21 protein-coding genes are annotated in these 23,981 nt (G+C 66.1%); 14 read left to right on the top strand and 7 right to left on the bottom strand.

Annotated features, from left to right (window positions below; translation table 11 throughout):
- Nucleotides 1–30 precede the first annotated feature (30 nt).
- A complete protein-coding gene (locus FHY55_RS14730) occupies nt 31–1,818 on the bottom strand; it encodes a serine protease (protein ID WP_140014915.1) in 1,788 nt (595 codons plus the stop codon).
- A gap of 219 nt (nt 1,819–2,037) precedes the next feature.
- Between FHY55_RS14730 and FHY55_RS14725 the strand changes: the two genes are divergently transcribed.
- The 9 genes from FHY55_RS14725 to glmM all read left to right on the top strand — a co-directional run bounded on the left by FHY55_RS14725 (nt 2,038) and on the right by glmM (nt 13,187).
- On the top strand, nt 2,038–2,991 hold the full coding sequence (locus FHY55_RS14725; RefSeq protein ID WP_140014914.1) for a glycine--tRNA ligase subunit alpha: 954 nt from the start codon (nt 2,038–2,040) through the stop codon (nt 2,989–2,991).
- Nucleotides 2,988–3,566, top strand: a complete 579-nt coding sequence (locus FHY55_RS14720; protein WP_140014913.1) for a DUF6446 family protein — start codon at nt 2,988–2,990, stop codon at nt 3,564–3,566. Before FHY55_RS14725 ends, FHY55_RS14720 begins: the two co-directional genes overlap by 4 nt.
- Nucleotides 3,559–5,778 carry a glycine--tRNA ligase subunit beta gene (gene glyS, locus FHY55_RS14715; protein ID WP_140014912.1) on the top strand — a complete coding sequence of 740 codons (2,220 nt, stop codon included), beginning with the start codon at nt 3,559–3,561 and terminating at the stop codon, nt 5,776–5,778. The genes FHY55_RS14720 and glyS overlap by 8 nt, the downstream gene beginning before the upstream one ends.
- A 99-nt stretch (nt 5,779–5,877) precedes the next feature.
- Entirely contained in the window at nt 5,878–8,445 is a 2,568-nt protein-coding gene (locus FHY55_RS14710; RefSeq protein ID WP_140014911.1) for a putative PEP-binding protein, read from the top strand.
- 192 nt (nt 8,446–8,637) lie between these two features.
- Nucleotides 8,638–9,339 carry a cell wall hydrolase gene (locus tag FHY55_RS14705; protein ID WP_254695325.1) on the top strand — a complete coding sequence of 234 codons (702 nt, stop codon included), beginning with the start codon at nt 8,638–8,640 and terminating at the stop codon, nt 9,337–9,339.
- Nucleotides 9,340–9,469: 130 nt separating this feature from the next.
- Nucleotides 9,470–10,039 (top strand): L,D-transpeptidase, encoded by a 570-nt coding sequence (locus FHY55_RS14700; RefSeq protein WP_140014910.1) that lies wholly within the window; start codon nt 9,470–9,472, stop codon nt 10,037–10,039.
- 52 nt (nt 10,040–10,091) lie between these two features.
- Complete coding sequence (locus FHY55_RS14695; protein WP_140014909.1) at nt 10,092–10,835, top strand: dihydroneopterin aldolase; 744 nt, start codon at nt 10,092–10,094, stop codon at nt 10,833–10,835.
- Nucleotides 10,832–11,827 (top strand): dihydropteroate synthase, encoded by a 996-nt coding sequence (folP, locus tag FHY55_RS14690; protein ID WP_140014908.1) that lies wholly within the window; start codon nt 10,832–10,834, stop codon nt 11,825–11,827. Before FHY55_RS14695 ends, folP begins: the two co-directional genes overlap by 4 nt.
- 10 nt (nt 11,828–11,837) lie before the next feature.
- On the top strand, nt 11,838–13,187 hold the full coding sequence (glmM, locus tag FHY55_RS14685; protein ID WP_140016129.1) for a phosphoglucosamine mutase: 1,350 nt from the start codon (nt 11,838–11,840) through the stop codon (nt 13,185–13,187).
- A 90-nt stretch (nt 13,188–13,277) separates the two neighbouring features.
- On the opposite strand, the gene FHY55_RS14680 is transcribed toward glmM, so the two are convergent.
- The 3 genes from FHY55_RS14680 to ilvC all read right to left on the bottom strand — a co-directional run bounded on the left by FHY55_RS14680 (nt 13,278) and on the right by ilvC (nt 15,932).
- Nucleotides 13,278–13,844: a hemerythrin domain-containing protein gene (locus tag FHY55_RS14680; protein WP_254695324.1), complete on the bottom strand. Its 567-nt coding sequence runs from the start codon at nt 13,842–13,844 to the stop codon at nt 13,278–13,280.
- 70 nt (nt 13,845–13,914) lie between these two features.
- Complete coding sequence (locus FHY55_RS14675; RefSeq protein ID WP_254695323.1) at nt 13,915–14,832, bottom strand: DMT family transporter; 918 nt, start codon at nt 14,830–14,832, stop codon at nt 13,915–13,917.
- A gap of 77 nt (nt 14,833–14,909) precedes the next feature.
- Nucleotides 14,910–15,932, bottom strand: a complete 1,023-nt coding sequence (ilvC, locus tag FHY55_RS14670; RefSeq protein ID WP_140014907.1) for a ketol-acid reductoisomerase — start codon at nt 15,930–15,932, stop codon at nt 14,910–14,912.
- 135 nt (nt 15,933–16,067) lie between these two features.
- Between ilvC and FHY55_RS14665 the strand changes: the two genes are divergently transcribed.
- From FHY55_RS14665 to FHY55_RS14650, 4 genes are all read left to right on the top strand, one after another.
- On the top strand, nt 16,068–16,523 hold the full coding sequence (locus FHY55_RS14665; RefSeq protein WP_140014906.1) for an Lrp/AsnC family transcriptional regulator: 456 nt from the start codon (nt 16,068–16,070) through the stop codon (nt 16,521–16,523).
- Nucleotides 16,520–16,978 carry an Lrp/AsnC family transcriptional regulator gene (locus tag FHY55_RS14660; RefSeq protein WP_140014905.1) on the top strand — a complete coding sequence of 153 codons (459 nt, stop codon included), beginning with the start codon at nt 16,520–16,522 and terminating at the stop codon, nt 16,976–16,978. Before FHY55_RS14665 ends, FHY55_RS14660 begins: the two co-directional genes overlap by 4 nt.
- A gap of 75 nt (nt 16,979–17,053) precedes the next feature.
- Nucleotides 17,054–17,875: a universal stress protein gene (locus FHY55_RS14655; RefSeq protein WP_140014904.1), complete on the top strand. Its 822-nt coding sequence runs from the start codon at nt 17,054–17,056 to the stop codon at nt 17,873–17,875.
- Between the two features lie 72 nt (nt 17,876–17,947).
- Nucleotides 17,948–19,078, top strand: a complete 1,131-nt coding sequence (locus tag FHY55_RS14650; protein WP_140014903.1) for an aminotransferase class V-fold PLP-dependent enzyme — start codon at nt 17,948–17,950, stop codon at nt 19,076–19,078.
- A gap of 14 nt (nt 19,079–19,092) precedes the next feature.
- On the opposite strand, the gene FHY55_RS14645 is transcribed toward FHY55_RS14650, so the two are convergent.
- Complete coding sequence (locus tag FHY55_RS14645) at nt 19,093–20,277, bottom strand: FAD-dependent monooxygenase (protein WP_140014902.1); 1,185 nt, start codon at nt 20,275–20,277, stop codon at nt 19,093–19,095.
- A gap of 248 nt (nt 20,278–20,525) precedes the next feature.
- Nucleotides 20,526–21,170, bottom strand: a complete 645-nt coding sequence (locus FHY55_RS14640; protein ID WP_140014901.1) for a pyrimidine 5'-nucleotidase — start codon at nt 21,168–21,170, stop codon at nt 20,526–20,528.
- A gap of 102 nt (nt 21,171–21,272) precedes the next feature.
- Here FHY55_RS14640 and FHY55_RS14635 point away from each other — a divergent pair, with 102 nt between their 5' ends.
- Complete coding sequence (locus FHY55_RS14635; RefSeq protein ID WP_140014900.1) at nt 21,273–21,914, top strand: GntR family transcriptional regulator; 642 nt, start codon at nt 21,273–21,275, stop codon at nt 21,912–21,914.
- On the opposite strand, the gene FHY55_RS14630 is transcribed toward FHY55_RS14635, so the two are convergent.
- Complete coding sequence (locus tag FHY55_RS14630; RefSeq protein ID WP_254695322.1) at nt 21,889–23,955, bottom strand: glycosyltransferase; 2,067 nt, start codon at nt 23,953–23,955, stop codon at nt 21,889–21,891. The two genes, FHY55_RS14635 and FHY55_RS14630, sit on opposite strands and share 26 nt — an antisense overlap.
- Nucleotides 23,956–23,981 lie beyond the last annotated feature (26 nt).

The raw sequence follows: 23,981 nt of genomic DNA, 5'->3' as shown, positions 1-23,981 counted from the left end.
TGTCGCGGATGGTGGGTGCGCCCCGACCAATCATTCCCAGCAGCTGACCAGAACTGTCATGCCCTCGGCGAGGGTTGTCAGATCTTCCGGGGCCAGCGCGGTGGCCGCGCTGGAGGGCGTTGCATCCAGCCCGGCGGTGGTGAGGAAGTCGGCGATGGAGGGCACGTCGATTGCGAATTGCACGTTGTCGGGAAGCTGGCGGCTGCCGTCTTGCGAGCGGGCCAGCAACATGCCAAGCACTGCGCCGGACTGGTCGAGCACCGGGCCGCCAGCATCGCCGGGCAGGGTGGACAGCTCCAGCCGCTGCATGCCGGCCTCGCCGCCGAGGCCGCGCAGGTCGGCCAAGGTGCCGAAGGTGACGGTGGGCAGGCCCAGCACCTCTTCGTAGCTGTAGCCCGCAACGGCCACCTCGGACTTCAGCCGGGGCGTGGAGGGCGCAAAGCGGGCGTGGGCCTGCGGTGCGAGAGGCTGGCGCGGGGTGAGCAGGGCGAGGCCAAGAGTGTCATCACGCGCGGCGATATCGGCCTCGTAGCTTTCGTCCAGCGTGACGCGGCCGCATTGGCCGAGCACTTCGGTGGTGGTCAGCACCGCGCCGGAGCCATCGACGTAGAAGCCGGAGCGCGACATCTCGGGGCTGCGGATTTCGAGCCCGGCGAGCAGATCAATGCGCTGCTCTTGGGCACCAGAACCGGCGCTGTCGGGCAGGATTGATGCGGTGGGGGTGAAGCTCTCGCGCATTTCCTTGACCACGGCGTTCATGATCTTGGCGTCGGCGGGCTTCCACGTCAGCGTGAAGCCTTTGACCGCGCCGCCATCGAGCCGGGCGTAGGTATAGCTGTGCAGATCGTCGTTCTGCCCGGTGAGCACAAAGCTGCGCTCAGAGCGGCTGCGCTCACCCTCTTGTGGCACGATGGTGAGGGTTTGCATGATGTCATAGAGACCGAAGAGCGTGGTTTGGTCGCCGGTTTGCGAGATCAGCAAAAGGCGCACGCCGCGATCATTGGCGGGCGCGTAGTGCACGAAGGGCGGCTCGATATGATCGAAGGCGACGAGGCCGAGGGGGGCTGTCATCTCGATGCCCGCGCGACTGTCGGCAAGCGGGGCCATGCCGAGGGCGGCAAACTCGGCGCGGTAACCCTCCACCAGCTCGCGGCGCTGCGCGGTGGTAAGCACGCCGGTGGGCTCATAGCCCTTGGCAGACTGGTATTCGGCCATCGACCGGCGGGTGCCGGGGCCGAAGGCTGCGTCGATGGCACCGAGGTAGAAACCTTCCCATTGCAGGGCAACCTGAAGCTCGGCGCGCTCATCGCGGCTGAGCGCACGCTCGGAGCGGCGGGCCTCGGCGGGGGTTTCATCGGGGATTACCGGTTCAGGCTCTGGCGTGGCCTCGACCACCGCTTCGGCTGCGGACTCCAGTTCAGTGGCAGGTTCGGCGCTGGCCTCGGGTTGGGCGGCGGGGGCCGGGTCGTTCAGGGTGTTGGCGCCTACGGGCCAGAATTGCTGGCGAAACTGGTTGGGGAAGGCGATGAAGCTGTCGGAGGGGATGAGGCGCTCGCGCTTCAGCGCGGCAAGTTCGCGGTTGCCATCGCTCGCGGCATAGGGCCCCAGCGCGATGGCATACCAGCCCGAGCGCATCCGAAAGCCTGCCGTATTGGGGAAGGCGGCGGAATAGGCCCGCGCCCGTGCCTCGGCCTCGGCCAGCGTGGGCTGCGCCTCGATCTGGACCCATACGGTGCTTTGGGCCGTGGCCGCGCCGCCCATGAGTGTTGCCAAAAGCAGCCAGAGCGCCGCAAAAACTCGCTTCGTCACAATCGTCATGCCTGTCCCACGTCCCATTCCTGCCGGGGCCTTCAAATCCCACCCCGCTTGATTTCAGCGCAATTTATCAGCCCCCACGGCGGGTGCACCCCAATTATGCGTGTGCTGGCCCGCCGGGGCGGGGGAGTCGCAGGGGGGCCACAGGCAAACGGTTTGACCGCCTTGCGCCCCGGCTCTATTGAGACGCTGCACGCCGAAACCCCGAGGATACCGCGCCCCATGGCCGAGCAGCAGAGCATCGACAAACCCCGCTCCTTTCAGGAGATCATCCTGCGCCTACAGGCCTATTGGGGCGGCAAGGGCTGCGCGGTGTTGCAGCCCTATGACATGGAGGTGGGCGCGGGCACCTTCCACCCGGCCACTACGCTGCGCGCGCTGGGCTCGCGGCCTTGGGCGGCGGCCTATGTGCAGCCTTCGCGGCGGCCCACGGACGGGCGCTATGGCGACAACCCCAACCGGTTGCAGCATTATTACCAGTATCAGGTGCTGATTAAGCCCTCGCCGCCGGACTTGCAGGAGCTTTACCTTGGCAGCCTCGCGGCCATCGGGATTGACGCCAGCCTGCATGACATCCGCTTTGTCGAGGACGACTGGGAGAGCCCGACGCTGGGCGCATGGGGCCTTGGCTGGGAGGTGTGGTGTGACGGGATGGAGGTGAGCCAGTTCACCTATTTCCAGCAGGTCGGCGGGCATGATTGCCATCCGGTGAGCGGTGAGCTGACCTATGGCCTCGAACGGCTGGCGATGTATGTGCTGGGCGTCGATCACGTGATGGACATGCCCTACAACGACCCACAGACGGAAATTCCGCTGAGCTATGGCGACGTGTTCCGCCAGACCGAGGGCGAATATTCGCGCTGGAACTTCGACGTGGCCGACACCGACACGCTGTTGCAGCACTTCAAGGATGCCGAGGCGGAGTGCGAGCGCATTCTGGCCGCGCCCTTAGATGACCCCAAGACAGGCCGCCGCATCGTGATGGCCCACCCGGCCTATGACCAGTGCATCAAGGCTTCGCACTTGTTCAACCTGCTGGATGCGCGTGGCGTGATCTCCGTCACCGAGCGGCAGGCCTATATCGGGCGGGTGCGGGCGCTGGCCAAGGCCTGCGCCGATGCCTTCGTGCAGACCGAGGCGGGAGGCTGGACGCCTGAGCCTGCGGCGGCAGAATGAACGGCAAGCTGGTAGGAGGGTTCATCGTGTTGTCGGCGGCAATCGTGGGCGCGGCGATCTATTACCTTCAGGAATACCACTTTTACGAGCCGGTCCAACTCGCGGATGGCGAGGTGCCGGTTGAGCTGACCTCGCTGGTGAGCGGCGTGCCGGAAGGGATCATCGCCGACGATTTCGAGGGGACCAATGCCACCTCGTCACCGATCCGCTATCGCGCCTGTTTCACCACGACGATGAGCCAGGCGATGCTGAGCGAGACCTATGAGGCCTATGAGGGCGCGGTGCCGCTGACCGGGCCGGGGTGGTTTGACTGCTACGACGCCGAAGAGGTGGGCACGGCGCTGGAGGAGGGCCGGGCATTGGCCTTTCTGGGCGAGAAAGACATCGAATACGGGATCGACCGGGTGGTGGCGATTGCCGAGGACGGGCGCGGCTGGGTCTGGCACCAGATCAACCGCTGCGGTGCGGCTGCCTTTGATGGCGACCCGGTGCCCCCAGGCTGCCCCCCGCCGCCGGATGCAGACATGAACGAGACGCCGGCAGGGATGCCGCAGGAAGGCGAGAGCGATGGCTGATCTTCTGATCGAACTATTCAGCGAGGAAATCCCGGCGCGGATGCAGCGCAAGGCGGCGGAAGACCTCAAGAAGCTGGTGACCGACGGGCTGGTGGAAGCCGGGCTGACCTATGCGGGCGCGCGGGCGTTTTCCACGCCGCGCCGTCTGGCGCTGGCTGTGGATGGGCTTCCGGCAGAAAGCCCGGCGACCCGCGAAGAGCGCAAGGGGCCGCGCGTGGACGCGCCGGAAAAGGCGATCGAGGGGTTTTTGCGCGGTGCCGGGCTGAAGCGCGAGCAGCTTGAGGAACGCGACGACAAGAAGGGCCGGGTGTTCTTTGCGGTCATTGAAAAGCCGGGCCGGGCGGCGCCGGAGATTGTGGCCGAGGTGCTGGAGGCGGCGGTGCGCAGCTTCCCTTGGCCAAAGTCGATGCGCTGGGGCGCGGGCAGCCTGCGCTGGGTGCGGCCCTTGCATTCGATCCTCTGCATCCTGAGCGATGAGAGCGGCGCGCAGGTGGTGCCGCTGGAGATTGACGGGATTGTGGCTGGCGATGCGACGCGGGGGCATCGGTTCCTCTCGTCTGGCGCGATTTCGGCCCTGAATTTCGAGGATTACGAGGCGAAGCTGAAGCGCGCCAAGGTGGTGTTGAGCGCCGAGGAGCGGGCCGAGACCATCGCCCATGACGCGGCGCAACTGGCCTTTGCCAAGGGGCTGGAGCTGGTTGAGGACAAGGGGCTGCTGGCCGAGGTTTCGGGCCTCGTGGAGTGGCCGGTGGTGCTGATGGGCGACATCGAGGAGCAATTCCGGGGCCTGCCGCCGGAGGTGCTGCAGACTTCGATGAAGGAGCACCAGAAGTTTTTCTCGGTGAAGAACGCGCAGGGGCAGATCGTGAGCTTTGTCACCGTGGCGAACATGGAGACGAAGGACAACGGCGCCACCATTCTGGCCGGGAACCAGAAGGTGCTGGCGGCGCGGCTCTCGGATGCCAAGTTTTTCTGGGAGAACGATCTGCGGGTGGCGAAGTCGGAAGGGCTGGAGGCTTGGACCGCGCGGTTGGAGAACGTGACCTTCCACAACAAGCTGGGGAGCCAGGCCGATCGGATCGCCCGGATTGCCGCGCTGGCCGAAAGCCTTGCGCCGATGGTCGGAGCCGATGCGGCACTGGCCGGGCAGGCGGCGCGTGTGTGCAAGGCTGACCTTTCCTCCGAGATGGTTGGAGAATTCCCTGAACTTCAGGGGCTTATGGGGCGATATTACAGTGATGCTTCAGGCTTGTCCGCCGAGGTGGCGGCGGCCTGTGAAGAGCACTACTCGCCGCTCGGGCCGTCGGACGACGTGCCCACCGCGCCGGCCTCCGTCGCCGTGGCGTTGGCCGACAAGCTGGATACGCTGGCGGGGTTCTGGGCGATTGACGAAAAGCCGACGGGCTCGAAAGATCCGTTTGCCCTGCGCCGTGCAGCGCTTGGGGTGATCCGGTTGGTGCTGGCGAATGGGCTGAGGCTTCACCTTGACCGGCTGATCGACGCGCAACTCTTGCGCCATGAGATTGCGCCTGACGGTACCAAGGCTGCCGCCCTGCGCGATGCGCTGCTGGAAGAGATTGCACAGCACGGGGTGTTCGGCGGTGCCGTGAGGGCCGTGGTAGACCAGATCGAGGGTGATGCCCCGGATTGGGTCGAGCGTGTTGTCGCCAAGCGGCCTGACACCTCCGACGACCTCCTCGCCTTCCTTCACGACCGCCTCAAGGTGCACCTGCGCGATCAGGGCATCCGTCATGATGTGATCGACGCTTGCCTTGCCATGCCGGGCAAGGATGATCTGACGCTGCTGGTGAAGCGGGCCGAAGCGGTGCAGGCCTTCCTGAGCACCGACGATGGCGAGAACCTTGTGCAGGGGTTCAAGCGGGCCAACAATATTCTGACCCAAGCGGAAGCCGCGGATGGGGTGGAATATTCCTTTGGTCCCGAGGCGAAACTGGCGGAGGCCGAGGAGGAGAAGGCGCTGTTTGCGGCGCTGGATGCCGCTGAGCCGGCGATTGCCAGCGCGGTGGAGGCCGAGGATTTTGCCGCTGCGATGGCGCGTATGGCGGCGCTCAGGGCACCGATCGACGGGTTTTTTGAGGGGGTTCAGGTGAACGCGGAGAACGATGTGCTGCGCCGAAACCGGCTGAACCTGCTTCACCGCATTCGGCAGACCTGTTCCACGGTGGCGGATTTGTCGCGGTTGGAGGGCTAAGCCCTTGGTCTGATTGGCGTTAGCGTTAACCTATCCTTAACGTCGCACTTGCCCGACTCATCTTTCGGGTTATTCTGCGCCACAGAAAGGATTGCTGCGTTGCAGAAATCGACCCATATCGCGGGATTTACCGAGATCACCCCCGAGGCCACCCTCGCGGCCTCGACCCATGGCGGGCGGGCGAAATGCTTGCAGCGGTTGATCCGGCTTGGCCTTCCCGTGCCTCATACGGCGGCGCTGTCGTTTCAGGCGGTGCACGCGCTGGCGGCGGGGCAGGGGTTTGACGTTTCGCAACTGCTGGCGCTGTTCGGAAAGGCCCCGCTGCTCTGCGTGCGCCCCTCCAGCCAAGATCCGGATTGGGGCGGGCCCGGCGCGATCCTGAATATCGGGATGAACAACCGCCGCCACCTCGAACTGAGCCAGAGCCACGGCGAAGAGGCGGCCTCGGTGCTCTATCTGCGGTTCATCCAGAGCTATGCGGTGCATGTTGCCCGGCTCGATGCCGATGCCTTCGACCTCACCGATGCCTGCACCACCGAGCGGCTCAAGATGGCGCTGGCGATCTACGAGGAAGAGGCGGACGAGCCGTTTCCGCAGGAGGCCGAGGTGCAGTTGCTTGAGGTGCTGCGCTCGATGGCGCGGGCATGGGAAGGCACCACGGCGCGGCTGTTGCGCCAAGCCCGGGGCGCGCCGACCGATGCGGGGCTGGGGCTTGTGGTGCAGGAGATGGCGCTGGGTGTTGGCCCGGGCGAAAGCGGCTCGGGCGTGCTGCGCTGCGTGGATCAGGTGACGGGGCACCGCAAAGTATCGGGCCGCTACCTGCGCCAGAGCTTCCTGCGCGATGCGCTGGAGGCCAATGGCGAGGCGCTCTACCTGCTGGAAGACCAGCGCGGGCCGTCGCTGGAAGGTGAGAAGCCTGAAATTTTTGACCGGCTGACCGAAATGGCCGAACTCTGCCGCGCCCGGTTGCGCGAGGAGATGGAAATTGAGTTTACGCTGGAGCGCGGCAAGCTGCGGGTGCTGGATGCGGTGCGCGTCAGCCGAAGCCCGCGCGCGGCGTTGAAAATCGCGGTTGCGCTGGCCGAGGACTCCATCATCAGCCGTGAAGAGGCGGTGATGCGGGTGCAGCCCCGGGCGCTGCCCGAGCTTTTGCACCCTCAGGTGGACCCGAAGGCCAAGCGCGACGTGATCGTGCGTGGCATTGCGGCCAGCCCCGGCGGCGCGATTGGCAAGCTGGTCTTCTCGGCGCAGGCCGCGCAGGCTCATGCGGCGCAAGGCGAGCCGTGTATTCTGGTGCGCCGTGAGACCACGCCGGAGGACATTCGCGGCATGCATGTGGCCAATGGCATCCTGACCGAGCGCGGCGGGATGACGAGCCATGCCGCCGTGATCGCCCGTGGCCTTGGCCTGCCTTGCATCGTTGGGGCCAGTGATATCAGGCTTTCGACCAGCAAGAAGACCCTGCGCACCAAGAGCGGCCTCAGCTTTCGTGAGGGCGACACCGTAACCATCGACGGCTCCAGCGGCGAGCTGTTGAACGGTGAGGTGGAGATGCTGGAACCGGCGCTGGATGACAGCTTTCAGTCGTTGCTCTCATGGGCTGACGAGATGCGCGACATCGGCATTCGGGCCAATGCAGACACGCCCGCGGACGCGCAGACTGCGCGGATGTTCAAGGCCGAGGGCATCGGGTTGTGCCGGACCGAGCACATGTTTTTCGAAGAGGGGCGCATGATGGTCATGCGCGAGATGATCTTCGCGGACACCGAGAACGATCGCCGCGCCGCGCTTGACCAGTTGCTGCCGATGCAGCGCGAGGATTTCACCCAGCTGTTCGGGATCATGGTGGGCCAGCCGGTGTGCATTCGGCTGTTTGACCCGCCGCTGCACGAGTTTTTGCCCTCCGACCGCGAGGGGATGCGGGCGCTGGCCGAGGTGCTGAGCCTGCCTCTGAGCGATGTGGCGCACCGGGTTGAGGCGATGGCCGAGTTCAACCCCATGCTGGGCCTGCGCGGCGTGCGACTGGGCGTGACCGTGCCCGAGATTTACGACATGCAGGCGCGCGCGATTTTCGAGGCGACCGTGGCCGTGGCCCGCAAGGGGGACCATGTGGTGCCTGAGATCATGCTGCCGCTGGTCAGCGCCCGCCGCGAGGTGGAGCTGCTGAAGACCCGGATTGACGGGGTGGCGGCGGCTGTGCGCAACGAGACGGGCCGGGACTTTGACTATAAGCTGGGCGTGATGGTGGAAACGCCGCGCGCCGCGCTGCGTGCCGGGGATATTGCCGGGCATGCGACCTTCCTCAGCTTCGGCACCAATGACCTGACCCAGATGACCTATGGCCTCAGCCGCGATGATGCGGGCAAGTTCATGGGGGCCTATGTGCAGCAGCAGGTTTTCCCTGAAGACCCGTTTCATACCCTCGATCAGGAGGGCGTTGGCGAGCTGTTGATGCTGGGCGCCGAGCGGGCGCGCGCGGCGCGGCCGGGGGTGACGCTTTCGGTTTGCGGCGAGCATGGCGGCGACCCGGACACGATTGCCTTCTGCCGTGAGGCCGGGTTTGACTACGTGTCCTGCTCCCCGTTCCGGGTGCCCGTGGCCCGGCTGGCGGCCGCGCACCTTGCGATTCGGGACCGCGCGGGAGATGCGCCGGGAGAGCTTCGTTAGATTTTTCAACGGATTTTCGCGCTGATTGGTGGCGCTTCGGAAACAATCTGCGCTGAACTGCGCCGATTGAGCGCAGGCTGGCACCGGGGGGTGGACAGGACGCTGTGTCATCCGCTAAGCGCCCCCTCGGCTGGGCACGAGCCTGGGACGTGCCGCTAGAGTGAGATTACGATGCACAACCTGCGCCGGAACATGCCCGCGCTGGTCCTGTCCCTTTTGGGCCTGACCGCCGCCACGATGCCTGCAACTGCCGAAACGGTGATGTCGACTTCGACGGTGCCGACAGAGGTGATCGAGGCGGGGGCTCCCACTGATCCTGAGATGAACCAACGTCTCGACGCGCTGCTCGGGCAGGAGCGCAAGGCGTTTCAGGCGGTGAGCGGCAAGCGGATCAAGCGTTTGGCAACGGCGCCGCGCAGCACCTTTGGCAAGCCCGGCTCGATCAAGGTGAGCTATAGCCGCCAGTGGGTTGATAGCCAGCCCCGCGTGAGCAACGGCGGTGCCGAATGGGCCTGCCTTGCCGAAGCGCTCTACTTTGAGGCGCGCGGCGAGACGGTGAAGGGGCAGTTTGCCGTTGCCGAGGTGATCCTGAACCGCGTGGACTCGGGGCTTTACCCCTCGACGGTTTGCGCCGTGGTCAACCAAGGCACCGGGCGCAAGTATCAGTGCCAGTTTACCTACACCTGCGACGGCTACTCCGACGCCATCCGCGAACAGGCTGCCTATGACCGGGTGGGCAAGATCGCTTGGCTTGTGCTCAATGGCGCGCCGCGCCAGCTGACCGGCGGGGCGACCCATTATCACACCAACGCCGTGCGTCCGAGCTGGGCCCGTCAGTTTCCGCGCACCGCCCGGATCGGTGTGCACAGCTTCTACCGGCACCCGCGCTCGTAAGGCGCGAGAGCGGGGCACCGTTGCAATGCTGCACTGTCGCATTCATTTTCACTGATATGTGAGTAGCGGCGGAGCGCCCGACGTGGCAGGTGAGACGCAACCACGAGACGTTGAACGAGGCACGACTTCAATGATTTCCAGACGACGCCTTCTTGCCGGCACTGCCGCGCTGGCCGCCGCTCCCGCTGTGAGCTGGGCCGAAGAGATTGATCCGACCTCGGTAAGCCGCCAGGCACAGGTGCGCCGCAACGCATCGAGCTTTCAGGCGCAAAACTGGCGTGACCATTTCAGCGATTTGGGCAAAGCCACGATTGTTTGCGACACCATCAGCCGGGCGCTGCACTTTTGGTCGGGCGATGGCGCGACCTACAAGGTCTACCCGACTTCGGTGCCGCTGACCGACGACCTCAAGCGCACTGGCTACACCGAGATCGTGCGCAAGAAGGTTGGCCCGGACTGGACGCCGACCCCCTCGATGATGAAGCGCGACCCGAGCCTGCATTACATGCCGCCGGGCCCCGACAACCCGCTGGGCACCCATGCGATGTATCTCAGCTGGCCCGCCTACCTGATCCATGGCACCCATGACACCCGCAAGATCGGGCGGCGCTCGTCCTCGGGCTGCATCGGCACATACAACGAGCTGATCGCGGAGCTCTTCGAGCTGACGCCGATCGGCACGCAGGTGCGTGTGATCTGATCGGGCCGCGCGGCCATTGAACTTGGTCGCAGGTCGTGGAATTAGGCGAGGCATGGATGAAACCGGCCTCGCCTTTTCGCATCATGCCCCCCGCGATGTGATCGCCCTCAGGGAGCTTTACCGCGATGTTGAGATCGGCGCCTTTGCCGATGAGCGCGGCGTGGCGCAGCGGCTGTGCTTTGAGGTGCATGCCGAGGTGGTGGGCGCGCCTGCGGGTGATGATGTCGACAAGGTGGTGAGCTACGACACGCTGATTGGCGCGGTCGATGCCTCGCTGGCCGAGGGCCGGGTGGACCTGCTGGAAACGCTGGTGGACCGGATCGCCGCGCGGGTGTTCAGCGAGCCGCGCGTGGCCCGCATGGCCGTGCGGATCGACAAGCTGGAGCGCGGCGAGTTTGTGCTGGGCGTCGAGGCGCTGCGGGTGCGCGGTGAGGTGGAGCCAGTGGCGCTTCCCGCAGCCGTCCCCGAGGTGTGCCTGATGGTGCTGGGCTCTGCCGTGCCGCCCGCCGAGGGGCCGGTGCTTTACGTGGTGACACCCGGCTACGTGCCCAAGGCGCGGGGCGACGAGGCACGCGCGCGGGTAATGCTGCTGGCGATGGAGCAGGCGGCCTGGATCGCCGCAGAGAGCGTGGAGGGCGCGCGGGTGGTGGCGAGCCGCACCGAGATCGGTTTTTGCGCGGCGCAGGGCATCCCAGCCTTCTGGGCCCCTTCAAAGCTGGTGCTCACCGCCGTGGAGCCGCCCGAAGCGCGCCCTGAGGCGCTTGCGGCGTGGATCGCGGGAGAGTTGGCGACATGAGATACATCCGCCCCCTGGTACAGACAGACCCGGCCCGCCCCGAGGGCGCGTTGACGCTGGCCGGGGGGTGGTGCTGGTTTGACAGGGTGGAGGTGCTGCGCCGGGAGGCCGCGCCGGAGTTGCTGCCGGCCTCCGCGCTGCAGGAAGATGAGTTGGCCCGGCTGACTGCCCCGCGCTTTCCGGTGGCGGGGCTGACGATGGATGTGCCGCGGATCATGGCGATCCTCAATGTGACGCCCGACAGTTTTTCGGACGGTGGCCAGCACGAGGGCCGCGAGTTGGCCAATGCGCTGGCGCTTGCCGAGGTGGCCGACATCCTCGACATCGGCGGCGAAAGCACCCGGCCCGGCGCGGTGGAGGTCTCGGTGATCGAAGAACTGTCGCGCGTGGTGCCGGTGGTAGAGGCGCTGAGGGCCAAGGGCTGTGCCACGCCCATTTCGCTGGATACCCGCAAGGCCGAGGTGGCCCGCGCCGGGCTGGCGGCAGGGGCGGACATGGTAAACGATGTGTCGGCCATGCTGTTTGACCCGGCCATTGCCGGGGCCACGGCGGATGCGGGCGCGCCAATTTGCCTGATGCATGCGCAGGGCAGCCCCGAGACCATGCAGGATGACCCGCGCTATACCGACGTGCTGCTTGACGTGTACGACCACCTTGCAGAGCGCGTTGCCGCTGCCGAGGCTGCCGGGATCGCCCGGGAACGCGTGGTGGTGGACCCGGGCATCGGCTTTGGCAAGACCATGACCCACAACCTTGCGCTGCTCTCGCGGCTTTCGCTCTTCCATGCGCTGGGTTGCCCGGTGCTGCTGGGCGTGTCGCGCAAGGGCTTTATCGGCAAGCTGGCGGGCGAGGAGGTGGCGGCGGAGCGCATGCCCGGCAGCCTCGCGCTGGCCGTGCTTGCCGCCGGGCAGGGGGTGCAGCTATTACGGGTGCATGATGCGCGGGAAACGCGGCAGGGCCTGAGGCTCGCCGCCGCGCAATGGGGCATGTGAGGGGGCCATGATGGGCAGAACGCTGTTTGGAACCGACGGGGTGCGCGGCAAGGCCAATTCGGCCCCGATGACCGCCGAGGTGGCGCTGAAGCTGGGCGCGGCTGCGGGCCGCTACTTTCGCCGGGACGGGGCCAGTGGGCACCGGGTGGTGATTGGCAAGGATACCCGCCTGTCTGGCTACATGTTTGAAAACGCGCTGACGGCGGGGCTTACGAGCACAGGGATGAACGTGCTGCTGCTCGGCCCGGTGCCGACCCCGGCAGTGGGCTACCTGACAAGCTCGATGCGCGCCGATCTGGGCATCATGATTTCGGCTTCTCACAACCCGGCCCATGACAACGGGATCAAGTTTTTCGGCCCCGATGGCTTCAAGCTGTCGGACGAGGCGGAAGAAGAGATCGAAGGGCTGGTGGCGAGCGGTGTGGAGCCTGCGGCAGCCGAGAACATTGGCCGGGCCAAGCGGATCGACGATGGCCGCTTTCGCTACGTGGAACGGGCCAAGGCGAGCTTTCCGGTGGGGGGCTCGCTGGCCGGGCTGAAGGTGGTTGTGGATTGCGCAAATGGCGCGGCCTACAAGACCGCGCCCGAGGTGCTTTGGGAGCTTGGTGCGGAGGTGGTGCCATTGGGCGTTTCGCCCAACGGCTACAACATCAACGACAAATGTGGTTCGACCGCGCCGCAGGCCGCCGCCGAGGCAGTCGTGGCGCATGGGGCCGATGTGGGCATCTGCCTTGATGGCGACGCTGACCGGGTGATGATTATCGATGAGACTGGCGCGATTGCCGATGGCGACCAGGTGATGGCGCTGCTGGCGGCCCGCTGGGGCGACCTTGGCATTTTGAAGGGCGGGGCCTTGGTGGCCACCGTGATGAGCAACCTCGGGCTGGAGCGCTTTTTGGAGGGCCGGGGCCTGCGGCTGGAGCGCACCGGCGTGGGCGACCGCTACGTGGTGGAGCGGATGCGGGCCGGGGGCTTCAACCTTGGTGGCGAGCAGTCGGGCCATATCGTGATGACGGATTATGCCACCACCGGTGACGGGCTGCTGGCGGGCATTCAGTTTTTGGCGGCGATGGTGGGCACCGGGCGGCGTGCGAGCGAATTGGCGCGCAGCTTCGAGCCGGTGCCGCAGTTGCTGAAGAACGTGCGATACGCGGCGGGCGAGACCCCGCTGGAGGCGGCGCAGGTAAAGGCCCGGCTGGCGGAGGCGGAGGCCGAGCTGGCAGGCAAGGGGCGGCTGCTGATCCGCAAGAGCGGCACCGAGCCGCTGATAAGGGTGATGGCGGAGTGCGAGGACGAGGCGCTTCTGGAGCGCGTTGTTGATAGCATTGTGGCCGAAGTGGAGGCTGCAAGCGCGGCCTGACGGCTGATCCTCAAATCCCTTATTTTCTTGCAGGCCTGAGGCCCAACTGAGCCTTGTGCCGGGCCCACGCGTGGACGCGGGCCCGACAGATTAACCTCGGAGCTTGTGGTGCAGGATGATCGGCACCACGAGGTCTTCCTCATCGGTCAGATGCCTTGCGAGGAAGGCTTCGGCTGCGACGGCTTCGTTGTGGAAACCGCCTGCCTCTTCCGCCATGGAGGGCGGATCGAGGTGGGCGAGTTGGATGATGCGGTTGCCCTTGCGGGTGAACCGCTCCAGCAGCGCGTCCATCTCGACGTGGTCGCTTTCCAGCATCTCCAGCCCGGCTTCAAAGCGGTTGTCCGCCGCGTTCAGCTCGGGGAAGAACCGCCGGTCCTCCCAGGCGTGGTGGCCGTGGAGGTTGCGGACCAGCCGGTCGCCGAAGCGGGCGAGGGAGCTGGTGTAGGCATCATCGCTGATCTCCTTGTCGAGGTAGGCCTCGGTATCCTCCCGCGTCACACGGGCGAGGTCGCGGAACATTTGGTGAGCCCCCATCCATTTGGCGACGGAGGCGGCGAAGTTCGGGTGCCCCGGCCAGGATTCGCGCGGGGTAGCCCGAAGGAGGGTCTGCATCTCGGTTGGCAGGCCCTCTCTTTTGCTCACATGAAGGTTGGTCATGCAGGGCAGATGGGTGCGGTGTTATAATGTATCAATGCGCGGCCTGGCCCTGTGACCTGTGCGCTGGCGCTCACCTGCGGCGAAACAGGCGGGTGAGTGCGCCCCATTGGCTGATGAACACGCCAGAGAGGATAAGGGCCATGGCGATAAAGAGCGAGCCGGGCAGATCCTCTGACAGGATGAGCCAGCCGAAGAGGATGGAGCAGAGCGGGACGAGGTAATTCGTCAGGCTCATGAACACCGGGCCGGCGGAGCGGATCACGAGGATGCGCAGCAGGTTGGCACCGGCGGTGGGGACGAGGCCGAGCAGGGCGAGGATCAGCAGGCCTTTTGTGCCGGGGTTGGACGGTGCGCCGTGGACGAGAGAGGCCATAGGGATAACGAAGAGCGCGCCGATGGCCACGGTGGCGAAGGTGAGGCCGATGGGGTCGATCGGGGGCAAGCGGCGCATCATCACGGAGGAGACGGCATAGCAACTGGCCGCCGCGAGGCAGGCTGCGCGGCCCCAGCTTTCGTTTGCTGCGCCCGTGGCCGAAAGGGCTTCTGGCCCGATCAGCGCGGCCACGCCTGCGAAGCCGAGCAAGAAGCCCGCCGTGCGGCGCAGGGTCATCCGCTCGCCGGGCAGAAACAGATGGGCGAGGGGGAGGATAAAGAGCGTGACGCTGGCCATGGAGACCCCGGCAAATGCCGAGGGCACGAATTGCTGGCCCCAGCTCAGGCACATGAAGGGGATGGCCGAGGAGAGCAGGGCAACGACGGTGAGGCGGGGCCAGTCGGTGGCCGTGGTGGTGAACATGTGGCCGCCCCTCAGCCGCCAGACCAACGCCGTGAGCAGCGCGGCAAAGCTGACCCGCGCGGCAGCCACCCAGAAGGGCGCCGTGGTTTGCAGCGCAAGGCTCTGCACCATGAAGGTGCCGCCCCAGATCACACCGAGGGTGGCGATCATCGCCCAGCTTCTGGCCGTGATTTCAGGGGCTTGCACGTTCATGGGGCCTTCCGGAAAGCACAACCCCGGCGCGATGGCCGGGGTTGCTCAATTTTACATATGCCGGTGAAGGCGGCGCCTTAGTTGCGCTCTTTGTCCACCATCTTGCCGGCGGAGATCCAGGGCATCATGCCGCGAAGCTTCTCGCCGACTTCTTCGATCTGGTGCTCGTCGTTGATGCGGCGAGTGGCCTTGAAGTTGGGCTGGCCAACGGCGTTTTCCTGCATGAAGTCCCGCACGAACACACCTTTCTGGATGTCGGTCAGCACCTCTTTCATGCGCTTCTTGGTCTCTTCGTAGGGCAGGATGCGCGGGCCGGAGACATACTCGCCATACTCGGCGGTGTTGGAGATCGAGTAGTTCATGTTGGCGATGCCGCCTTCGTAGATCAGGTCCACGATCAGCTTCACTTCGTGGAGGCACTCGAAATAGGCCATCTCGGGAGCGTAGCCCGCCTCGACGAGGGTTTCGAAGCCCATGCGGATCAGCTCGACGAGGCCGCCGCAGAGCACGACCTGCTCACCGAAGAGGTCGGTTTCGCACTCTTCGCGGAAGTTGGTTTCGATGATGCCCGAGCGGCCGCCGCCAATGGCGGAGCAGTAGGAGAGGCCGATTTCCAGCGCTTTGCCGGAGGCGTCGTTGTGCACGGCCACGAGGCAGGGCACGCCGCCGCCCTTGGTGTACTCGCCGCGCACGGTGTGGCCGGGGCCCTTGGGGGCCATCATGATGACGTCGACGCCAGCGGGGGCTTCGATCAGGCCGAAGTGCACGTTGAGGCCGTGGGCGAAGGCGATGGCGGAGCCGGGCTTGATGTTGTCCTTGACGTATTTGTTCCAGGTTTCGGCCTGAAGCTCGTCGGGCATGGTGAACATCATCAGGTCGCACCAGGCTGCGGCTTCGGCGATGCCCATGACCTTGAGGCCTTCGCCCTCGGCCTTCTTGGCGGAGGGGGAGCCTTCGCGCAGGGCGACGACGAGGTTTTTGGCGCCGGAGTCGCGCAGGTTGAGCGCGTGGGCGTGGCCTTGGGAGCCGTAGCCGAGAATGGCCACCTTTTTGTCTTTGATCAGGTTAATGTCGCAATCGCGGTCATAATAAACGCGCATGTCTGTCCCTCCGGGAGTGGTTTCGTTGGGGCGGGTTGTAGCGATGCTTTGGCGGGCGGGGGAGAGTTGGTGTTGACGTATTTTGCGTTCTGAGTGAAAAAGTAATTCACCATCTTCCCTATTTGAGAGAAAACCATGCTAGACAATCACGATCGCCGCATTCTCCGTCATCTTCAGGCCGAGCCGAGCCTGAAGGCTGCCGAACTGGCGGAGCGTGTTGGCCTGTCTGCCCAGCAGGCCTGGCGGCGGGTGGAGCGGATGGAGCGCGACGGGGTGATTGGTGGGCAGGAGGCCGTGATTGACTGGGAGGCGCTTGGCTTTGCGGTGCGGGTCTCGCTCCGGATCACCCTCGACAAGACATTGCCACGCGCCTTTGACGATTTTCTTAACGCCGCGCGCGAGGTGCGGGAAGTGACGGAAATTCAGACCTTTCTCGGCAGGGTCGACGTGCGGCTGGAGGTGATCGCCCGTGACATGGGGCATTGGACGGCGGTCTATCGGGAAAAGATCATGGCGCTGCCCCATATCGCCGATATCGAGGCGCTGATGCATGTGAGCCGGATCAAGCGGCAGGAGGCGCTGCCGGTATGACGCTTGATGAGTTGGACTGGGAAATTTTGGCTGCGTTGCAGGCGGATGGCCGGCTGAGCGCGGGCGCGGTGGGCCGCAAGCTGGGGCTTTCGCAACCGGCGGCGTGGCGGCGGATCAAGCGGCTGACCGAGGCGGGGGCGATCTCGGGGCGGCGACTGCGGCTCGATGCCGAAAAGCTGGGCTTTGGTGTGACGGTCTTTCTTGGCGTCAAGCTGGCGACCAAGGGGCGGGTTTCGCTCGACGATTTTGAGCGGGCGGTGAGCGCCATTCCGGAGGTGCAGACGGTGGAGCACGTGCTGGGGCTCTACGATTACCGCCTGCGGGTGACGGCCCGCGACCTTGCCGATTTTGAGCGAGTGCTGCGGCGGCGGATCATGGCGATGCCCGGTGTGGGCAACGTGGAGGCCAATGTGCTGCTCACCGAAGAGCGCCGCCCGGGGCCGCTGGCGGGATAAGATGTCACGGTGGTGAATGCAGCGATTCAGGTTATCCTTGGGGCATCTTGAGGCCCGCTGCAGAAGGATCCCGAAATGACCCGAATCCTCGTCGCCACCGACCTTTCCGAACGTTCCGACCGCGCGCTGCGCCGCGCCTATCGCCTTGCAGAAGACATGGACGCAGAGCTGACCGTGCTTGCCGTTGTCGATGAAGATCTGCCGCGACCTGTCGCCTCGACGATGGCCGCCGAGGCGGAAAAGCAGCTTGGTGGGCAATGCGGGTCGATCTCGGAGCGCAAGGCGGAGATCCGGGTCGAGATCGGCGAGCCGGTGGCCACGATCACCGCCTGCGCGACGCGCATCGAGGCGGATCTGGTGGTGCTCGGGGTACATCGGACCCGCGCGTTCTGGGATTTTTTCAGCGGGACGACCATGGAGCGGATCGTGCGTGCCAGCGAGCGGCCGGTGCTGCTGGCGGCCGGGGCCGTGACCGGGGCCTACCAACGGGTTCTCTGCGGGATCGACCTTTCGTCGTCCTGCGCGGCTGCGGCGCAGGCGGCGGGCAGATTTGCCCCGGAGGCCATCCTCAAGGCGTTCCACGCGGTGCATGTGCCTTACCGCGGGCTAGTTGCCCCGCAGCAGAGCGCAAAGGCGCTTGCGCCCTTCGTCAAGGAGGCGGAACGGGAACTTGCCGCGTGGTGGGAGGCCGCGCAACTGCCCGAGAAGATGGCGCAGCCGGTGCCGATGGTGGGCTCGGTGTCGTTGAGCCTCGACCACGAAATTGAGAGCTTTCAACCCGAGCTCATTGCAGTGGGCGCCCATGGCCGGGCCGCGATTTCGATTTCGCTCCTCGGCCAGTTCACCGAGAGCCTCATCCGAACACCGCCCTGCGATGTGCTGGTGGTTCGCCGCTGAGCCGCAGTCGGGGCTTTGCCTCAGGCCGGGTTGGCGATAGCTATGGGCCGACCGAAAACGGAGGATCGCCCCATGACTGCCTTGCGCGGAGATATCGACCCGGATGGGCTGCTGGAGTTCTCGGTGGTGTTCACCGACCGCTCGCTGAACCACATGAGCAAGGCTTTTCAGGAGGTTATGCGCGACATCTCATCCGGCTTGAAAGCCTGCTACAACGCCGCTGCCGTTGCCGTGGTGCCGGGCGGTGGCACCTATGCGATGGAGGCCGTGGCGCGGCAGCTGGCCCGCGACGAGACGGTGCTGGTGGTGCGCAACGGGTTCTTTTCCTACCGCTGGAGCCAGATCTTTGAGGCGGGCGGGCTTCCGGCAGAAGAGATCGTGATGAAGGCCCGGCGGGCGGGGAATGACGCGACCGCAGCCTTTGCGCCCGCGCCGGTGGAAGAGGTGGTGGCCCGGATCAAGGCCGAGGCGCCTGCGCTGGTGTTTGCGCCGCATGTGGAAACCGCGAGCGGGATGATCCTGCCGGATGATTACATCGCCGAAATTTCCAAGGCCGTTCATGAGGTTGGCGGGCTGATGGTGCTCGACTGTATCGCCTCGGGCTGCATCTGGGTTGATATGGAAGCGACCGGGGTGGATGTGCTGATTTCAGCGCCGCAGAAGGGCTGGTCGGCACCGCCCTCGGCGGGGCTGGTGATGCTTTCGGCGCGGGCCGAGGAGAAGGTGGCGGAGACCAAGAGCGACAGTTTTGCCTGTGATCTGGGCAAGTGGCTGGCGATCATGCAGAGCTACGAGGCGGGGGGGCATGCCTACCACGCGACGATGCCGACCGATGCGCTGCGGGTGTTTCGCGACGCGCTGAAAGAGACCGAGGCCAGAGGCTTCGGCGAAGTGAAGGCCGCGCAGCAGGCGCTCGGCGATGGGGCGCGGGCCATGCTTGCCGCCAAGGGGGTGAAAAGCGTGGCCGCAGAGGGCTTTGGCGCGCCGGGCGTGGTGGTGGTCTACACCGACGACCCGGAGCTGCAGACCGGCCGCGCCTTTGCCGCAGAGGGCGTGCAGATCGCCGCCGGGGTGCCGCTGATGGTGGACGAAGGCGCGGATTACAGGAGCTTCCGCATCGGGCTTTTCGGGCTCGACAAGCTGGCGGATGTTGAGGCGACGCTCGGACGGCTTGAGCGGGTTCTCGACAAGGTTATCGCCTAGATCCTAATCACCGGTTAACCGCCCATGCCCGCACGCATCACCGCGCGGCGCAGGGGCGGCACATCGGCCACGACCTTGAGGCCGGAGAGGCGCAGCGATTGCAGCGGCGGCAGGCCGGAGCGGGTGAGGCGGTTGTAAAAGCCGATTGCCGCGACCCGTGCGGCCACGTCGCGGGCGCGGGAATTTTCATAAGCATCAAGATGTTGCCGGGAGCCGAGGGTTTCTGGCGTGGCGCTGCCCAGGAGGGCGGCGAGATCGTTCAGCGAGGTGTTGAGCCCCTGTGCACCGATGGGCGGAATCACATGGGCGGCCTCGGCGATGAGGGCGGTGCGCTGGGCTGTGAGGGCCTTGGCGTGCAGCGTGATGATCGGGAAGAGGGCGCGCGGGCTAGCAAGGGTGAGCGGGCCGAGGAGGCCAGCGGAGCGCATGGTGGCCTCGGCGGAAAAATCTTCCGGCTCAAGGGCTTGCAGGCGCAGGGCCTCGGGGCCGGGGTTCATCCAGACCACCGCTGAGGTGGGGGTGCCATCGTCATCGGGGAGGGGAATGAGGGTGAAGGGCCCGCCCTGATTGTAGACCTCGGTGGAGATGTTGTGGTGCGGCTCCGGGTGGGTGACGGAGAAGGCGAGGGCCTTTTGCCCGAAACGGGAGATTTCTGCCGCAATTCCAGCGGTTTCGCGCACCGCGCTCTCGCGCCCGTCGGCACCGATCACTAGCCGGGCGCGCAGGCCGGTGCCATCGCTCAGCCGGACGATCGCCTCGCCCTCCCGCGTGACCATTGAAGCAAAGCTCGCGCCCCAGTGGAGGGTGACATTTGGCAGGGATTCCAAAGCGTTGAGCAGCACATCCGCGATGCGCCAGTTCATCAGGTTTTGCGCGAGGGGCGGGGTGCCGGGCGCGCTGGAGCGGAAGGCGCGGGAATCGCGGATTTTGGGGGGCCAGCTAGTGGTATCGGTGATGTGCAACTCTTGCAGGGGCTGGGCATGGGGCGCGAGAGGCTGCCAGAGGCCGGCCTCTGTGAAGAGGTTGATCGCCGGGTCGAGAAAGGCGGTAGAGCGTTGATCTCCATCGGCTTTATCTCGGCTTGGGGGCCTTGGGGCGGCGAGGGTGACGCTGTATCCGGCATGGGCGAAACAGGCCGCAGCCGTCAACCCTGCGATGCCCGCGCCTGCGATGAGGATATCGGTTGTTTTACGTGCCATTGTGGGGATTTAGGGCGCTTGGGAGGCAATTGCCAAGGGGACGTATCGGCGCAGCGGAGGTTTTGCGAAAATGCCTGTGCGCGGCGCAGATTTTGGCGTTAACCCGGGAAAGTTAACGGGCAACATGTGATGCACAACCCATGCACATCCTATGCACAGGGGATTTTTGCAAAATGGCGAGAGGTTAACCGACCGAGCGGGCTCATCCGGGCCTCGCCGTGCTTTCCCCCTTACCAAAGGGCCGCGTGCTAGAGGCCAGTGAGGAAGCGGGTGAGGTCGGCGGTGTGGTGGTGGATGTGTGGGGCCGCCAGCGGCTCGGGCGCGACGTGGACGGTGCGCATGCCCATTGCGTGGGGCGCGGCGAGGTTGCGGGGATCGTCCTCGAACATGGCGCCGCGGGCCGGGTCGAGACCGGCCTTGGCAAAGACGGTTTCAAACGCCGCCCGCTCGGGCTTGGGCCGAAAACCCGCATGCTCGACCCCGAAGACCTCGTCAAAGAGGCCGGACAGGCCGCGTGCGGAAAGCACCCGCTCGGCATAGGGCTTGGAGCCGTTGGTGTAGACGAACTTGTTGCCGGGCAGGGCGGCAATGGCGGCGGCGAGGGCGTCATCCGCGTCCAGATGGTCGAGCGAGATGTCGTGGACATGGGTGAGATAGGGGGCCGGGTCGAGCCCGTGGACCTCCATCAGCCCGGCGAGCGTGGTGCCGTACTCGGCCCAGTATTTCTTGCGCAGCGCGTCGGCCTCGGGCTGATCGACGCCGAGCGCCTCCATCACCCATGCGGTCATGCGCACCTCGATCTGGTCGAAGAGGCGGGCCTCGGGTGGATAGAGCGTGTTGTCGAGGTCAAAGACCCAGGCGGCGACATGGGAGAAGAGGGGGGCGTGCGACATGGGGCGGACGCTAGGCGCGCGGGCGGTGCGGCGCAAGGGCCGCTTGCCTTGGGGCGGCGCGGGCGCATAGGCTCGCCGGACGAGACAAAGAGGAGTGGTTGGATGCCAAGCGCACGGCCCGCGCAGGGGGATGCCTACGGGCTTATTCTCGATGCGATTGATCTGGGCACCTACAAGCCCGGCGACCGATTGGTGGAGAGCGAGCTGGCGGAGCGGTTCGGGGTGTCTCGCACGCCGATCCGCGAGGCGTTGCAGCGGCTGGAAACCCAAGGCCTGCTGGTGCGCGACGGGCGCAGCCTGATTGTGGCCTCGCTTGACCACAACGAACTGGCGGAGCTTTACGTGGTGCGGGCCGAGCTGGAGGGGCTGGCGGCGCGGCTGGCGGCCCGCCATGCGACCGCCGAAGAGGTGAAAGTGCTGGGGCAGATGGTGCAGGAGGACCGGGCGAAGGTGGATGACCCGGCTGCGCTCAGCCGGTCCAACCGGCGGTTTCACCGGCAGATCCATTTGGCCAGCCACAACCGCTTTCTGATCCAGCAGCTTGATCTGGTGCATCGCTCGATGGCGCTGCTGGCCACCACCTCGCTGGCGGCCGAGGGGCGGGGCGAGGAGGCGCTGGCGGAGCATCAGGCGATTGTCGATGCGATGGCGGCGCGCGATGAGCCGGGGGCGGGCGAGGCGCTGCGCCGCCATATCTCGGCGGCCTTCGAGCAGCGGCTCAGGCTGGACGCGGCGCAGGACTGACGGCGGCCTCTTCCAGCACGATGATGGGCGCAAGCTCGTCGGCCTCCTCGTGGTGGAGGCCGTGGGTGGTTTTATCCCAATAGAAGGGCTTGGTGACGATCTCCCAGAGCGCCTTGTAAGAAGCCAGCGCCCCCAGCGGATAATAGAAGTGCAGCGTGGGCACCCATTTGCGCAGTTTCAGGTGGCCGGCCAGCTGGGTGCCAGCGATGCCGGTGGCGATGGTGATGGCCTCGGAGGCGAGAAAGGTGCCAGCCAGCGCCCAGAAGGCCCAGCCGGGCAGCGCTGCGGCGATCGGGTGCCAGACGCCGAGGAGGACGAGCCAGAAGCTCCACAGCAGGGGCGCGAAGATGAACTGGGTGAGCGCGCCGAGAAACAGCAGTTGGAAGCCGGCAAAGCGCCATGCGCCGAGGTCGCGCCAGAGGGCGCGGGGCGCACGCATGTGCACGGCCCATGTGATGGCGTAGCCCTTGAGCCAGCGGGAGCGTTGCTTGACCCAGGGCAGTGCGCGGCAGTTGGCCTCTTCGTAGGTGGTGCTTTGCACGAGTTCGGTGCGATAGCCCATGCGGACCAGCCGGATGCCCAAATCTGCATCTTCGGTGACGTTGTGGGCATCCCAGCCGCCGATCTTTTCCAGCGCTTCGCGGCGGAAGAACAGCGTGGTGCCACCCAGCGGGATCGGCCAGCCCAGCCGCGCCAACCCCGGCAGCACGACGCGGAACCAGCTGGCATATTCGACCGCGAAGCAGCGCGAGAGCCAGTTGGTGCCCGCATTGTAAAAGTCGAGCGCGCCTTGCAGGCAGGCCACTTCGGGCGGGCGCTCGTGGAAGCGTTGGACCACCTTGTGAATCTGGTCCGGGTCGGGGGCATCCTCGGCATCCCAGACGCCGACGATGGACCCGCGGCACAATTCGAGCGCGTAGTTCAGCGCGCGCGGCTTGGTTTGCACCGCCCCGCGCGGCACGGTGATGACGCGAATCCACGGTGGCAGGCGGGTGCGCGAGAGGGTGAGGCGGGTGGTGTCGTCGGAGGCTTCCATGACGAGGCAGACATCGAGAAGCTCCTTGGGGTAGGTCAGCCGCGACAGCCGCCGCACGAGGTGGGAGGCGATATGCTCTTCGCGGAACAGCGGCACCATCACAGAGACCACCGGCAGCCGGGCGATGGCAGGGCGATTGCGGCGGCTGTTGAAGGCGGGGAGGGCGGAGGCGAGCGTGAGGGGCGCAGGCGCGGTGCTGGCGCGGGCGGCCTCTTCCAGCGCGGCGGCGCGGTGCTGGCGATCGCGGGCTTCGGCGCGCATGCCGCGCCATGTAAACCATGTGGCCGCGCCCTTCATCGCCATTTGCAGGCAGAGCGTGACCACGGCCCATGCGGTGAGCAGGGCGAGGGTGAGCCACGGCGCGGCGAGGGTGGCGACGAGCGCGGCGAGGCAGATGGCCAGTAGCGCTCGCTGCTTTCCGCGCGTGAGGAACTCGCGGCAGCTGAGCGGCTCGGCGACCTTGGTTTCGGCCTTTTGAATCAGATCCTTGGCGCGGATCTGTTGGACTGCGCGGAACACCTCATGCTCCTGCGCGAGCGCCATGACGACCGGCCCGAAGAGGCGCGTCAGCTCTTCCTGATGGCGGGCAAAGAGGTGGGGCCGGGCGGTGACGATGACGGTGAGCGAGCCACGACGCCGCCACGGCAGGATGCAGTCGCGCAGGCAACGCTCGGGGCTGTAGCGATCCACCAGCCGGGGGTCGGGCGGCTCGAAGGCCGGGTCGATGACGCGGGCGCGCCATTGGGTGGCCAGAGCCTCCATCAGCTGGCTTTGGGTGACCATCTTATGGGCAAGGAGAATATCGCCGAGGCGGGCCTCTTCACGGGCCTGCATTGCGAGGGCCTTGAGCAGATCACCGGGATCGAGCACGCCCGTTTCGACGAGGATTTTGCCGAGCCGGGGGCGCATGGCCTCGGGCGGGCGTTTGGGCGTGACAAGCTGTAGCCCACCCTCGCCAGCGGCGGGTGCGACAACAGCCACGCGGCGCATTGGCTGCGGGCTCACGGAGCGTGTTTCCTTCCCCTGGTGGC

The sequence above is a fragment of the Oceanicola sp. D3 genome (assembly GCF_006351965.1).
Taxonomy (GTDB): Bacteria; Pseudomonadota; Alphaproteobacteria; order Rhodobacterales; family Rhodobacteraceae; genus Vannielia.
Note: the sequence above shows the minus strand (reverse complement) of the source record. Positions and strands in the feature narration are given on the sequence as shown.

Coding starts and splice junctions, on each gene's coding strand:
- FHY55_RS14730 (WP_140014915.1), bottom strand. CDS start 1,818: ATGACGATTGTGACGAAGCGAGTTTTTGCGGCGCTCTGGCTGCTTTTG.
- FHY55_RS14725 (WP_140014914.1), top strand. CDS start 2,038: ATGGCCGAGCAGCAGAGCATCGACAAACCCCGCTCCTTTCAGGAGATC.
- FHY55_RS14720 (WP_140014913.1), top strand. CDS start 2,988: ATGAACGGCAAGCTGGTAGGAGGGTTCATCGTGTTGTCGGCGGCAATC.
- glyS (WP_140014912.1), top strand. CDS start 3,559: ATGGCTGATCTTCTGATCGAACTATTCAGCGAGGAAATCCCGGCGCGG.
- FHY55_RS14705 (WP_254695325.1), top strand. CDS start 8,638: ATGCCCGCGCTGGTCCTGTCCCTTTTGGGCCTGACCGCCGCCACGATG.
- FHY55_RS14700 (WP_140014910.1), top strand. CDS start 9,470: ATGATTTCCAGACGACGCCTTCTTGCCGGCACTGCCGCGCTGGCCGCC.
- FHY55_RS14695 (WP_140014909.1), top strand. CDS start 10,092: ATGGATGAAACCGGCCTCGCCTTTTCGCATCATGCCCCCCGCGATGTG.
- folP (WP_140014908.1), top strand. CDS start 10,832: ATGAGATACATCCGCCCCCTGGTACAGACAGACCCGGCCCGCCCCGAG.
- glmM (WP_140016129.1), top strand. CDS start 11,838: ATGGGCAGAACGCTGTTTGGAACCGACGGGGTGCGCGGCAAGGCCAAT.
- FHY55_RS14680 (WP_254695324.1), bottom strand. CDS start 13,844: ATGACCAACCTTCATGTGAGCAAAAGAGAGGGCCTGCCAACCGAGATG.
- FHY55_RS14675 (WP_254695323.1), bottom strand. CDS start 14,832: ATGAACGTGCAAGCCCCTGAAATCACGGCCAGAAGCTGGGCGATGATC.
- ilvC (WP_140014907.1), bottom strand. CDS start 15,932: ATGCGCGTTTATTATGACCGCGATTGCGACATTAACCTGATCAAAGAC.
- FHY55_RS14665 (WP_140014906.1), top strand. CDS start 16,068: ATGCTAGACAATCACGATCGCCGCATTCTCCGTCATCTTCAGGCCGAG.
- FHY55_RS14660 (WP_140014905.1), top strand. CDS start 16,520: ATGACGCTTGATGAGTTGGACTGGGAAATTTTGGCTGCGTTGCAGGCG.
- FHY55_RS14655 (WP_140014904.1), top strand. CDS start 17,054: ATGACCCGAATCCTCGTCGCCACCGACCTTTCCGAACGTTCCGACCGC.
- FHY55_RS14650 (WP_140014903.1), top strand. CDS start 17,948: ATGACTGCCTTGCGCGGAGATATCGACCCGGATGGGCTGCTGGAGTTC.
- FHY55_RS14645 (WP_140014902.1), bottom strand. CDS start 20,277: ATGGCACGTAAAACAACCGATATCCTCATCGCAGGCGCGGGCATCGCA.
- FHY55_RS14640 (WP_140014901.1), bottom strand. CDS start 21,170: ATGTCGCACGCCCCCCTCTTCTCCCATGTCGCCGCCTGGGTCTTTGAC.
- FHY55_RS14635 (WP_140014900.1), top strand. CDS start 21,273: ATGCCAAGCGCACGGCCCGCGCAGGGGGATGCCTACGGGCTTATTCTC.